The sequence below is a fragment of the Massilia sp. METH4 genome (assembly GCF_037094685.1).
GTDB lineage: Bacteria > Pseudomonadota > Gammaproteobacteria > Burkholderiales > Burkholderiaceae_D > Rugamonas.
In genome coordinates this window covers 6645095-6658106 of sequence record NZ_CP146614.1, presented here as the reverse complement: position 1 = coordinate 6658106, position 13012 = coordinate 6645095, and the positions used below count along the sequence as shown (strand labels likewise).

The window sequence follows — 13012 nt, the reverse complement described above, 5'->3', positions numbered from 1 at the left end:
GTTTGCCGGATTGAACCCTACGTTGCCATGCAAGATGCCCGCCCCATGACCGCGCCCATCGCAGTGCTGCCGCCGGCGCCGGAACGCATCGTCGGCGCCGACGGCCGCCCCGCGCTGGGCCGCCATGCCGGCATCCTGCGCGGCTGCGACTGGGAGCGGCTGGCGCCGCCGTACGCGCACGGCGCGCTGTGGCGCCGGCTGCACCACAAGCGCTGGCATTACGCGGCACTGGTCGCGGAACAGATGTTCTGTTCGGTCGCCATCGTCGACCTGGGGTGGATGACGACCTGCTTCGCCTTTGCGTTCGAACGCGGCGACGGCGACATGCTGGCCAACTTCTCGCAGGACGGCCTGCCGGGGCGCTTCTCGGCCACCCTGGCGCGTGACGGCACCGGTACCAGCACGTTTTCGCGCAAGGGCGTGTTCATCGACCTTGGGCCGCAGGGGCTGTCGCTGCGCAGCCCGTGGCTGGAGATCGATGCCAGCTTCGGCGCCGCGCCGGCGCCGGCGCTGGTCGCCTGCGGCGCCGTGCCGGGCGGCGCCGTGCACGCCACGCAAAAGACTCCGGGTCTGCCGCTGGAAGGCGAAGTGCGCACGTGGCGCGGCGAATATCCGCTGCAGGGCGGTATCGCCAGCATCGACTACTCGAACGGCCTGCTGGCGCGCCAGACGGCCTGGCGCTGGGCTTCGGGCCACGATGCCATGCTGGGCTTCAACCTGCAGGCCGGCCATTTCGGCGCGCAGGAAAACGCGCTGTGGCTCGACGGCGGCGTGTACCCGCTGGCGGCGGCCCGCTTCGTCCACGACGGCAAGGAACCCCTGGAACCGTGGCGCGTGTTTACCGAGGACGATTGCCTGGACCTCATGTTCACGCCCCTTGCCGCGCGGCGCGAAGCGCGCAACCTGCGCATCGCCGCCAGCCGCTACGTGCAGCCGTTCGGCACCTTCTCCGGCTGGGTCAGGAGCAGTCCCGATGCGCCCAAGCGCATGGTGGCGCAGCTGGCCGGCGTGACCGAGCAGCATTTCGCGCGCTGGTGAACCCATGAGCATCCGCCACCTGGACCGCCTGTTCGAACCGCGCTCGGTGGCGGTGATCGGGGCGTCGCGAAAGCCGGGGCGGATCGGTACCACGGTGCTGGACAATATGGCGGCCAGCGGCTTCGCCGGCGCGCTGTGGCCCGTCAATCCGAAGTACGGCGAGCTGCTGGGCATTCCGTGTTACGCGCGGGTGGCGGCGCTGCCGGCCGCGCCCGACCTGGCCGTGATCTGCACGCCGGCCGACACGGTGCCGGGCCTGGTCGCCGACCTGGGCGCGCGCGGCACCCGCGCGGCGATCGTGCTCACGGCATTGCCGCCGGCCCTGCGCGCGGCGATGCTGAAGGCGGCGCGGCCGCACCTGCTGCGCATTCTCGGCCCCGGCGGCATCGGCCTGATCGGGCCGGCGGCCGGCGTCAACGCCAGCGTGGCCCATACCGGCGCGCGGCAGGGGCGCACCGCCTTCGTGTCGCAGTCGGGCATGTTGATGACGGCCGTGCTGGACTGGGCGCGGCAACACCAGATCGGCTTTTCGCGCGTGGTGTCGGTGGGCGAGGGGGGCGACGTGGACGTGGCCGACCTGCTCGACTGGCTGGCCGGTGACACCGACACCCAGGCCATCGTGCTGCACATCGAAAGCGTGGCGGGAGCGCGCAAGTTCATGTCGGCCGCCCGCATCGCCGCGCGCGGCAAGCCGGTGGTGGTGCTGAAGTCCGGGCGCGGCGCGGGGCCGGACGACGGCGCCGACCGCGTCGTCGATGCGGCGATCCGGCGCGCCGGCATGCTGCGCGTGTACTCGTCGGCCGACCTGTTCGACGCGGTGCAGACGGTCGCGCGCGCCCGGCCGCTCGCCGGCGAACGCCTGGCCGTCGTCAGCAATGCCTTCAGCCTGGGCCTGCTGGCCACCGATGCGCTGGCATGGACGGGCGGGCGCCTCGCGCAGCTGGCGCCGGCCACGCTGCGCGCCCTGAAGCCCCTCGCGGCCGAAGGCGTGGCCCCGGCCAACCCGCTCGACATCGGCACGCTGGCCGACACGGCACGGCACGTGGCGGCCGTGCGCGCGCTGCTGGACGAGCCGCAGGCCGACGCGCTGCTGCTGGTGCACGTGCCCACCCCCGCCGCCGGCAGCCGCGACGTGGCGCGCGCGCTGGTACCCCTGGTGCGCGCGGCGCGCCAGACCGTGCTGTCGTGCTGGCTGGGCGGCGAGGAAGCGACCGAGGCCCGGGCCGTGTTCGCCGACGCCGGACTGGCCACCTACGACACGCCGGAAAAGGCCGTGCGTGCGTTCCGCCAGGTGGTGCAGTACCGCCGCAACCAGGCCTTGCTGATCGAAGTGCCGGCCGGGGTGCCGGCCACTGGCGAGGCCGGGCGCGGGGCCGCGCGTGCAATCGTCGCGGGCGCGCGCCGGGCCGGCCGGGCCGTGCTGGACGACGGCGAGTGCGCCACGGTGCTCGGGGCATACGGCCTGGCGGTGGGCGCAACCGGCAACGATGCGCGCGCCGACGACACGCCGCCGCTGCGCATTGCCGTGCACATGGACCCGGTGTTCGGGCCCGCGCTCGAATTCGGCCTGGGGGGTGCCGCGGGACGGGTCGCGCGCGACCGCGCCGCCGGGCTGCCGCCGCTGAACATGGTGCTGGCGCGCGACATCGTGGCGCGCACGCGCGCCGGCGGCGCGCTGGCCGACGCGGAAGCGGTCTGCCGCGCGCTGGTGCAGGTGGCCGACCTGGTGACCGACCTGTGCGAAGTGGTGGAGCTGGAACTGGACCCGGTGCTGCCGGCGCCGGCGGCCGGCGCGGCGTCCACCGTGACGGCCGGCGCCGCGCGCATCGTGCTCGGCCCGCCGCGGCCGGAAAGCGCGATGGCGATCCGCCCCTATCCGCAGGCATTGGCCGAGACGGTCGACTGGCAGGGCGCCGCGCTGGTGCTGCGGCCGATCCGCCCGGAGGATGCGCCAGCCCACATGCGCTTCTTTGCCGCGCTGGACCCGGAGGACGTGCGGCTGCGCTTCTTCTCGGCGCTGCGCGAACTGCCGCCGGCCCAGCTGGCCCGGCTCACGCAGATCGACTACGACCGGGCCATGGCCTTCATCGCCACCCGCACGGGGGCGGACGGCCAGCCCGAAACGCTGGGTGTGGTGCGCGCCGTGGCGGACCCGGACAACCGCCGCGCCGAGTTCGCGATCACCGTGCGTTCCGACCTGAAAGGCCGGGGGCTGGGCGTGATCCTGTTCCGCAAGCTGGTCGACTACTTCCGGGCGCGCGGCACGGAAACGCTGGCGGGCGATGCGCTGGCCGAGAATGTTGGAGTGCAGAAACTTGTGCGTCGTTTCGGCGGCACGGTGCAGCCCGGCGGCGAGGCGGGCACTGTCTTGCTGACCATACCCTTGCATGGGAAAACATCCTAGCGAGCTCGGAAACTCCGTAGCCAACCTTGCGCTGTGTCAAAGCGGCTGTGTCGCTCTTATTTACACTCTGTGTTTCCACGCGGCCTTTCTCAGCCAGTCGCGTTTTATCCGTCTTCCCGGGAGCGAGAATGTTAACGGCCACTTATGCTCTGGTTGCGCTGTCCGTCGAACAAGCCAATGTTCGGCTCAGTTTGCTTTCTTTCCAGAAATATGTGCAATCGACACTGACGCGGCAGCACAGCCTGACGCTGTCCCAGCTTGAATACGCATGCGAAACGCTGGAACGGCTGTATCAGGCGTGCAGCTGGCGCAAGGTGGAGCTGTACCTGATCCCGGCCCTGCGCCAGGCGACCCAGCGCGCCGACCAGTTGCTCGATGAACTGTCGCGCCTGAACGCCCTGGCGCTCGACGTGGTGCGGCGCCTGAAGGATGGCGTGGAACAGCCGCAAGGCGAGGCACATGCCGCCGAGCACGTATCGTCGTTCTGCAATGCCGTCGACAGTTTTTGCACGGCCTTGCTGCAAAGGCTGGAAAAGGAAGAGCAGGAACTGTTCGCAATCGCCCGCAGCACTATCTGTGGCGAGGCCTGGTTCGCGATCGCCAACAAGCTGCTGGCGCACGACGCGCAAGTGGCCGAGGCGCGCCGCAATGGCGAGGAGGCCGACGTGATTTCGCTGGTGCCGCGGCTGGCGCCGCCGGCCGAACCGGTCGCCTCGATCGACATCCGCATGCCGGCCGTGCGGGCCCGCGCCCGCGCGCTGCCGCGCGCGGCGGGCGAGCCGCTCCAGCGCGCCGCGGGCGATTGACGGCCCGGCGTACCGGCAGCCCGGTGGTCTGGCGGTCTCGGCCGCAGGTCGCGACGCCGCTCGAAGCGGTGCTGCGCTATGATGGCGGTTTTGATCCATCCATAGCACATCATGTTTGAATTCCTCTTCAAGCGGCCCGGCGACAAGGGCACCGATCCGCAGGCCGCGCAGGGGCAGAACGCGGAGGGCGGCCGCGGCGACAAAGGTGGCGGCGCAAGCAGGGGCGCGGCTGGCGGGCAGGGCGGCCAGGGCGGCCAGGACGGCAAGGAAGCGCGCCGCGCCGAGCAGGCCGCGGCCGCCCGTGCGCTCGCGGGTAACGAAGCCGCTGCCGTCGAGCTGATCCTGCAGAGCGAGTTCGCGGATGTGCGGCTGGCCGCGGCCGAGCACGTGGTGTCACAGGCCGCGCTGGAACAGGTGCAGCAGGCCGTGCGCAATACGGACCGGCGCGTGGCCAAGCTGATGCAGGCCCGGCTTGACGCGATCCGCCACCGCCAGATGGAACAGCGCCAGGCCGAGGCCAGCATTTCCCAGGCCCAGCGCCTGCTGCAGGACGAGAAGCTGACGCCGAACCTGGTGGCCGACCTTGACCGCCTGTGGAAAGTGATCGATGCGCCGCCGGAACTGGCAGCCGAGTTCGACCGGCTACGCGCCGCGCTGAGCGCACGCCTCGAAGCGCAGGTGGACTTGCAGCGCGCCACGATCGACGCGCTGGCCGCGCTGCGCAAGCTGGCCGCCGCCCCGGGCGGCGAGGAAGCCGCGCAGGAACTGGAACGCCTGGCCGCCGAGCATGCCGCGCGGCTGGCGGCACCCGAACACGCGTCGCTGCCGCGGCACCTGCGCACGGATGTGGAAGCGGCGCTCGAGGCTGCCCGTGCCGCGCTCGTGCGCGCGGCACCCGTGGCCGAGCCGCCCGCTCCCGCTCCTGCTCCTGCCCCCGCGCCTGCCGCTGCGGGCGAGCCCCAGCCCGAGCAGGCGGCCGGCCAGGCCGATGGGCAGGAGGGCGTGGCGCATGACGAGCCCGCGACCGACGGGGCGAACGCGCCGGCGGTTGCCCCGCAGCGCCCGCCCAAGGAAAAGAAAATCACCCCGGCCGACCGCGAGGCGAACGAGCGCTTCATGGCGCTGGTCGACGCGATGGAAGCGGCATTGGCCCAGGGCCAGCTGCACGTGGCCGCCGAGCACGACAAGACGCTGAAGGAAAGCAAGACGGGCCGCCTGACGGCCCAGCAATCGGAACGCCTCGCGCACGTACGCGCCGAATTCAAGCGCCTGTCGGCCTGGGCCCGCTGGGGCGGCAATGTGTCGCGCGAGGAGCTGGTGCACGCCGTGGAAGAGCTGCCGGCGCAAAACCTGTCGATGAGCGAACTGGCCAAGAAGGTCAGCGCGATGCGCGAACGGTGGAAGGCGCTGGACAGCGTGTCCGGCGCGGCGCCGAAGAGCCTGTGGGAGAAATTCGATGCGGCCTGCACGGCCGCCTATGCGCCGGCCGCGGCGCACTTCCGCCACCTGGCCGATGAGCGCCATGCCAATGCCGCCAGGGCGCAGGCCCTGGTGGACGAGGTGAATGCGCTGATCGCCGATTCGCCGGCGGCCCGCGAGGATTGGCGCAGCCTGGCCTCCAGCTCGCAGCGCCTGCGCCAGGCGTGGAGCCGGCTGGGCACGATCGACCGCAAGGACAAGAAGCGGCTCGACACCGCCTTCGGCAAGGCGATGGAAACCCTGATGGCCCCGCTCGAGGAACAGCGCAAGATCGAGGTGGCGCGCCGCGAGCAGCTGATCGAGGAAGTCTACAAGCTCGATCCGGCCGACCGGCACACGGTGGACACGCTGCGCGGCCTGCAGGAAGCGTGGCAGGGCCATGCGAAGGCGCTGCCGCTGGAGCGGCGCCAGGAACAGGCGCTGTGGCAGAAATTCCGCGCCGCCTGCGACACGATCTTTGCCCGCCGCAAGGAGTCCGCCCATGCCGCCGACCACGAACGCAAGGCCCACCTGCATGCCCGCGAGGCGATCTGCGCCCAGCTCGAGAACTTCGCCTTCGAGGGTGACGACAAGGCGCGGCAGGCCGCGATCGTGAAGGCGCTGCGCGATGCCGCGAGCGCCTGGCATGCCACCGGCCCCGTGCCGCGTGCCGCCGAGCAGCGTATCGAGCAGCGCTATCGCGCCGCCGTCGCCGCCTTGCAGGGCGAGGCCGATGCGATCCGCAAGCGGGCCGGCGCCGCCCAGGCCAATGCACTGCGCGACAAGCTGCGCCTGGTGCAGGCGCTGGAAAACGCCGTGGCCGCGCCCGGCCCGGTCGACGAGCAGAACTGGAAAGGGCGCTGGGCGGCGTTGCCGCCGCTACCGCCCGACTACGAACGTTCGCTGCACGGCCGCTTCAACGCCGCCCTGCAGGCCGCCGCGGGCGATCCTGCCGTGCGCGCGGCCCATGCCGCCACGCTGGAAGCGAATCGTGCGCGCCTGCTGGCCGAAGTGCTGCGCCAGGAGATCGTGGCCGGTATCGACAGCGGCCCCGAGTTCGCGCGCGACCGGTTGAGGATGCAGGTCGAGGTGCTGCAGGATTCGCTGAAGTCCGGCCACAAGGCGGGCGGCGCGTCGCAGGCAGCGCAGTTCGCGCAGCTGTGCGCGCTGCCGGCGCTGCTGGACGACCGCACTGCCAGCCGGATCGAGGCGCTGTTCCGCCGTATCGGCGCGGAGGGCCGCTGATGGCGGATCCGCGCATGAACGCCTCGCGCGTCAAAGTGCAGCACGAGGATTTCGACCTGTCCGCGGAAGTGGCGCGGCTGCGCCACGACAACCCGAAAGTGGGCGCGGTCGTCACCTTCGTCGGCACCGTGCGCGACCTGAACGACGGCTCGCACGTGGCGGCGATGGAACTCGAGCATTATCCGGGCATGACGGAACAGTCGATCGACCGCATCATCGACACGGCCTGCGCGCGCTGGCCGATCCACGATGCGCTGGTGATCCACCGCGTGGGGCCGCTGTTGCCGCGCGACCAGATCGTGCTGGTGGCCGTGACGTCCGCCCACCGCGGCGATGCCTTCGCCGCGTGCGAATTCATCATCGACTATCTGAAGACCGAGGCGCCGTTCTGGAAGAAGGAAACCACGCCGGAAGGCGCGCGATGGGTCGACGCGCGGGTGTCGGATGACGAGGCGCTGGCGAAGTGGCAGTGAAGGCGGCAGTGAAGGCGGCAGTGAAGGCGCCAGTAAAGGCGGCAGTGAAGGCGAAATAAGCCTGCACCGGGTGTGACCCGGGGTTCTTGAAAATGCGCTCGCGCATCCGCACTTTATCGTTAGATAAAATTTGGAGCCAAGCGCCATGCGTCAAGACAAACTCACTACAAAACTTCAGGAAGCGCTCGCCGATGCCCAGAGCCTGGCCGTCGGCAACGACAACCCGTATATCGAACCGGTGCACCTGCTGACGGCCCTGCTGAACCAGGACGACAGCAGCACCCGCTCGCTGTTGCAGCGCGCCGGCGTCAATGTCGGCGGGCTGGCTGCCGCCTTGAAAGGCGCGATCGAGCGCCTGCCGAAGGTGTCCGGCACCGGCGGCAATGTGCAGGTCAGCCGCGAGTTCGTCAACATGCTCAACCTCGCCGACCGCGAAGCCCAGAAGCGCGGCGACCAGTTCGTCTCCAGCGAGATGGTGCTGCTGGCGCTGACGGACGATAAATCCGACGCCGGCCGGCTGGCCAAGGAAAACGGCCTGTCCCGCAAGGCGCTGGAAACGGCGATCGATGCGGTGCGCGGCGGCGGCAAGGTCGATTCGCAGGAAGCGGAAGGCCAGCGCGAGTCGCTGAAAAAATACACGCTGGACCTGACGGAACGGGCGCGCCAGGGCAAGCTCGACCCGGTGATCGGCCGCGACGACGAGATCCGCCGCGCGATCCAGGTGCTGCAGCGGCGCACCAAGAACAACCCCGTGCTGATCGGCGAACCCGGCGTGGGCAAGACCGCCATCGTCGAGGGCCTCGCCCAGCGCATCGTCAACAACGAGGTGCCCGACTCGCTGCGCGGCAAGCGCGTGCTGTCGCTCGACATGGCCGCGCTGCTGGCCGGCGCCAAGTACCGCGGCGAGTTCGAAGAGCGACTGAAGAGCGTGCTCAACGAGCTGGCCAAGGATGAAGGCCAGACGATCGTGTTCATCGACGAGCTGCACACGATGGTGGGCGCGGGCAAGGCCGAGGGCGCGATGGATGCGGGCAACATGCTCAAGCCCGCGCTGGCGCGCGGCGAGCTGCACTGCGTGGGCGCCACCACGCTGGACGAGTACCGCAAGTACATCGAGAAGGATGCCGCGCTGGAGCGCCGCTTCCAGAAGATCCTCGTCGACGAGCCGACCGTGGAAGCGACCATCGCGATCCTGCGTGGCCTGCAGGACAAGTACGAGCTGCACCACAAGGTGGAGATCACCGACCCGGCGATCATTGCCGCGGCCGAGCTGTCGCACCGTTATATCACCGACCGCTTCCTGCCCGACAAGGCGATCGACCTGATCGACGAGGCGGCGTCGAAGATCAAGATCGAGATCGATTCGAAACCCGAGGTGATGGACAAGCTGGAGCGCCGGCTGATCCAGCTGAAGATCGAGAAGGAAGCCGTCAAGCGCGAGAAGGACGAAGGCTCGCGCAAGCGGCTGGACCTGATCGACGAGGAAATCGCCAAGCTGCAGCGCGAGTACAACGACTATGAGGAAGTGCTGAAGGCCGAGAAGGCCAATGTGCAGGGCACCACGCACATCAAGGAAGAGATCGAGCGCATCCGCCAGGAGATGGAGGAAGCCACGCGCGCCTCGAACTGGCAGCGCGTCTCCGAACTGCAGTACGGCCGCCTGCCCGAGCTGGAAGCGCAGCTCAAGCAGGCCGAATCTTCCGGCACCGAGACGGGCAAGGACAAGCCGAAGCTGCTGCGCACCCAGGTGGGCGCCGAAGAGATCGCCGAAGTGGTGTCGCGCGCGACGGGCATTCCCGTGTCGCGCATGATGCAGGGCGAGCGCGACAAGCTGCTGCACATCGAGGAAAAGCTGCACGAGCGCGTGGTGGGGCAGGACGAGGCGATCAACGCCGTGGCCGATGCGATCCGCCGCTCGCGCGCCGGCCTGGCGGACCCGAACCGGCCCTACGGCTCGTTCATGTTCCTGGGCCCGACCGGTGTCGGCAAGACCGAGCTGTCGAAGGCGCTCGCCGCCTTCCTGTTCGATACGGAGGAATCGCTGATCCGCATCGACATGAGCGAGTTCATGGAGAAGCATTCGGTGGCCCGCCTGATCGGCGCGCCGCCGGGCTACGTGGGCTACGACGAGGGTGGCTACCTGACGGAAGCGGTGCGTCGCAAGCCATACAGCGTGATCCTGCTCGATGAAGTGGAAAAAGCCCACCACGACGTGTTCAACGTGCTGCTGCAGGTGCTGGACGACGGCCGCATGACGGACGGCCAGGGCCGCACCGTGGACTTCAAGAACACCGTGATCATCATGACCTCGAACCTGGGTTCGCAAAAGATCCAGTCGATGGACGATGCCGATCCGGCCGTGACGAAGCTGGCCGTGATGGCCGAGGTGCGCGGCCACTTCCGGCCGGAGTTCATCAACCGGATCGACGAGATCGTGGTGTTCCACGGCCTGGACGACAAGAACATCGGCGCGATCGCGAAGATCCAGCTGCAGATCCTCGAGCAGCGCCTGAAGCGCATGGAGATGGACTTGCAGGTCACCGACGCGGCGCTGCAGAAGATCGCCGAGGCGGGCTACGATCCGGTGTATGGCGCGCGGCCGCTGAAGCGCGCGATCCAGCAGCAGATCGAGAATCCGCTGTCGAAGCTGATCCTGGAAGGCCGCTTCGGTCCGAAGGACGCGATCCGCATCGACGCCCGCGACGGCGCCCTGGTGTTCGGCGCCGACGGCAAGGAGGCAGTCGTCAGGCTGTAGGCGGTCAAGCCGTGACCGGTGAAGCCGGCGCCGCGTCGAGGGATGCGGCGCCGGTTTTTTTTTGCAGCTTCCATTGGGCCAGCAGCCGGGTGGCGGCCAGCACGTCGGCCGTGCCGCGGCCCCCGGTATGGCGTTCCAGCACGAGTTCCAGCAGTGCCTGGCCGCCGGCGACGGCGCCGCGGCCGTACCATAGCCGCGCCAGGCTGGTGGCGGCGCGCAGTTCCCAGCCGGGGGCCCCCTGGTCGCGGGCGAGCAGCAGGGCGCTGCGGAACAGCCGCTCGGCATCGGTGCGCCCGGCCGCGCCCGCACCGGTCCCGGCCAGCAGCCGTTCGCCTTGCAGGCGGCGCAACTCGGGAGCGCACCAGCGCGCGCCGCCCCCGTCGGCGCGCAGCAGCAGCGCGTCGTCCAGGTAGCGCGGACTCAGCGTGGCGAGCGTTTCGCGGTGCGGGCCGGCCGCCGGCGCCTTGGCCAGCCAGTCGCCGGGCGCGTCCTCGACCACGCCGTGGCGGTACTGGCGCGCCAGCGATTCCCAGTGCGGGAAACGGCGCGACGCATCCTCCAGTTCGGCCAGTGCCGCCACCGCCGTGGGCCGGTCGCCGCACCACCACGCGATCGGAAACATGGCGAACGCCAGAATGTGGCACAGCGGTGCGGGGCCGACCGCGCGGGCGCGCAGCACGCCGTTGCGGGCCAGGCGCAGCGCTTCGTCCGGCTGGCCGAGCAGCCAGCGGGCGCGCGCCAGCACGCCGCTCGCGGCAACGTTTTCATCGGTATGCAAGGCAGTGCGCCGTTGCGTGCACACGGACGGCACCGTGCCGTTCTGGACGGCGCGCGCCAGCGGCGCGGCTTGCGCATGGTTGCCGGAAAGGTGGAGGGCGAGGGCCGCGAAGCGGTCGTGGATCAGTTGCGCGGGGCGTGAGTTGGCGGTGCGAATGCCGTCCTGGAAGCGCTGCGCCAGCGCCACCGCGGCCGGGTAGTCGCCGGCCAGCACGTGCTCGAGCATGAGGCCGGAAAACGCGTCGGCCAGCCGGTCGGTGTCGCCGCTGTTTTCAGCCAGGGCGTAGCCGCCCGCATAGGCGGCCTGGCCGGCGCCGGGGCCCTGCAGATAGACGCTGACGGTGCCCAGCGCCGTGTGCAGGGCCGCCTGCCGGGCCGGCGCGCCGCCGCATCGCACCGCCCGCTCCAGCCAGCCGCGCAGTTCGGGCAGTGCCTCCGCGTGCCACCACAGGGGCAAGGCGGTCGCGAGCAGCGCGGCGGCGCCCGGGGCATCGCCCCGCGGGCCGAAGCCCCAGGCGAGGGCGGCGCGCACGTCCGGCAGGTAACGTTGCGCGCTGTCGGCGCCGGATACCAGCGCCGCGCAATCGGCGGCGAAGCGGGCGTGGGCGGCATCGTCGGGCGGCAGCAGGGAGCGCGCATATGTGCGCACGCTGTCGTACAGCAGGTACTCGGGCGGATTGGCCGGCTCGTGCGTGGCGAGCAGCGACTTGGCGGCGAGCGTGGCGAGGGCGTCTTCGACGTCGGCGGCACCAACGGTTTCGCCAGCCGCCACCCGTACGGCACGCGCCAGCGTAAACGAACCGGGGAACACGGCCACGCGGCCGAGGACCGTGCGCTCCATGGCCGTCAGGGAATCGATGCTCCATTCGAGCGCGGCGCGCAGCGAGCGGTGGCGGGGCGGCGCCGTGCGGCGGCCACCCTTGAGCAGGTGCAGGCGCTCGTCGAGGCGCTCGACCAGCTCGTGCGGCTGGAACAGGGCGAGCCGCGCGGCGGCCAGCTCGATGGCCAGCGGCACGCCGTCGAGGCGCCGGCACAGTTCGGCCACCGCGGTGGCATCCGCGTCGTCCAGCGTGTACCCGTCCCGGGCGGCGGCGGCGCGGGCGGCGAACAGGGCCACGGCGGGGTAGGCCAGCGCGGCCGCCGCCGTGTGGCTGCCCGCGGGCGGGCAGGCAAGGGGCTCCACGCGCTGGACCCGTTCGCCCGCCGCGCGCAACGCCTCGCGGCAGGTCGCCACGATGGTGATGCCGGGCACCGCGCCCAGCAGGCGCTCGGCCAGCGCGGCGACCGCGGCCACCACGCGGTCGCAATTGTCGAGCAGCAGGAGCACGGGCCGCTCGCGCATGTGCGCGACCAGCGGCGAGGCGGGGTCGACGCCCGGCGGCAGGCCCATCGCGGCAACCAGCGCCACGCACGGATCGGCCGCCTCGGCCAGGTCGGTGCTCCAGGTGCGGAACGTCGCGCCGAGGTGGCGGGCGATCGCGTGCGCCAGCGTGCTCTTGCCGACGCCGCCCGTGCCCGTCAGCGTGAGCAGGCGGTGCTGCTGCGCCAGCGTGGCCAGTGCGGCGACGGCCTGCCCGGCAGCGCGGCCATCGGCGTTCCCGTGCGGCTCAACGGCGGGAACGTGCCATTGGAGCGGGGCAATGAGTGCGTATCCTTCGCCCGCCACGCTGCCGATGTAGCGACGCGCCGGCGTCTCGCCCAGCGCCTTGCGCAATGCCACGATGTGCACGCGCAGATTCGCTTCCTCGACGATGGTGTCGGGCCAGGCACGCGAGATGAGGTCGGCTTTTGCGACCGTGGCGCCGGCGCGTTCGGCGAGCACGGCCAGGATGTCGAACGCGCGCGAGCCCAGTTTCAGCTGCCGGCCATCCCGCAGCAGCACGCGCTGCGCCGGATAGAGGCGAAAGGGCCCGAACGACGCATGCGCAACGGACGACTCGGGGGCTGGGAGTGTCATGGGCATCTTCGTTGGTCGACGGCACCATGCCGCCAGGCACCCATGATAAGTGACTTTCTTTACACCCGCCTGACAACCGATCGGAAACATTTCCTGGAA

The 13012-nt window shown here is 70.8% G+C and carries 7 protein-coding genes; 6 read left to right on the top strand and 1 reads right to left on the bottom strand.

Annotated elements, in window-relative coordinates; genetic code table 11:
• Positions 1-45 precede the first annotated feature (45 nt).
• The 6 genes from V6Z91_RS28865 (at position 46) to clpB (ending at position 10179) form a co-directional block, all read left to right on the top strand.
• On the top strand, positions 46-1038 hold the full coding sequence (locus tag V6Z91_RS28865) for a DUF2804 domain-containing protein (protein WP_338764504.1): 993 nt from the start codon (positions 46-48) through the stop codon (positions 1036-1038).
• 4 nt (positions 1039-1042) lie between these two features.
• The gene (locus V6Z91_RS28860) at positions 1043-3442 is read left to right on the top strand and encodes a GNAT family N-acetyltransferase (RefSeq protein ID WP_338764501.1); all 2400 of its coding nucleotides are present in this window, start codon (positions 1043-1045) and stop codon (positions 3440-3442) included.
• 212 nt (positions 3443-3654) lie between these two features.
• Positions 3655-4248 (top strand): hypothetical protein, encoded by a 594-nt coding sequence (locus tag V6Z91_RS28855; RefSeq protein WP_338764499.1) that lies wholly within the window; start codon positions 3655-3657, stop codon positions 4246-4248.
• Positions 4249-4359: 111 nt separating this feature from the next.
• On the top strand, positions 4360-6951 hold the full coding sequence (locus V6Z91_RS28850; RefSeq protein ID WP_338764497.1) for a DUF349 domain-containing protein: 2592 nt from the start codon (positions 4360-4362) through the stop codon (positions 6949-6951).
• Between the two features lie 14 nt (positions 6952-6965).
• The gene (gene moaE, locus V6Z91_RS28845; RefSeq protein ID WP_338764494.1) at positions 6966-7424 is read left to right on the top strand and encodes a molybdopterin synthase catalytic subunit MoaE; all 459 of its coding nucleotides are present in this window, start codon (positions 6966-6968) and stop codon (positions 7422-7424) included.
• Between the two features lie 145 nt (positions 7425-7569).
• Positions 7570-10179 carry an ATP-dependent chaperone ClpB gene (gene clpB, locus V6Z91_RS28840; RefSeq protein ID WP_338764492.1) on the top strand — a complete coding sequence of 870 codons (2610 nt, stop codon included), beginning with the start codon at positions 7570-7572 and terminating at the stop codon, positions 10177-10179.
• A gap of 4 nt (positions 10180-10183) precedes the next feature.
• On the opposite strand, the gene V6Z91_RS28835 is transcribed toward clpB, so the two are convergent.
• On the bottom strand, positions 10184-12913 hold the full coding sequence (locus V6Z91_RS28835) for a winged helix-turn-helix domain-containing protein (RefSeq protein WP_338764489.1): 2730 nt from the start codon (positions 12911-12913) through the stop codon (positions 10184-10186).
• Positions 12914-13012 lie beyond the last annotated feature (99 nt).

Bases quoted from the DNA above. Each gene is read 5' to 3' on its own strand.
- moaE (WP_338764494.1), top strand. From the start codon at position 6,966: ATGAACGCCTCGCGCGTCAAAGTGCAGCACGAGGATTTCGACCTGTCC.
- V6Z91_RS28865 (WP_338764504.1), top strand. From the start codon at position 46: ATGACCGCGCCCATCGCAGTGCTGCCGCCGGCGCCGGAACGCATCGTC.
- V6Z91_RS28860 (WP_338764501.1), top strand. From the start codon at position 1,043: ATGAGCATCCGCCACCTGGACCGCCTGTTCGAACCGCGCTCGGTGGCG.
- V6Z91_RS28835 (WP_338764489.1), bottom strand. From the start codon at position 12,913: ATGACACTCCCAGCCCCCGAGTCGTCCGTTGCGCATGCGTCGTTCGGG.
- clpB (WP_338764492.1), top strand. From the start codon at position 7,570: ATGCGTCAAGACAAACTCACTACAAAACTTCAGGAAGCGCTCGCCGAT.
- V6Z91_RS28850 (WP_338764497.1), top strand. From the start codon at position 4,360: ATGTTTGAATTCCTCTTCAAGCGGCCCGGCGACAAGGGCACCGATCCG.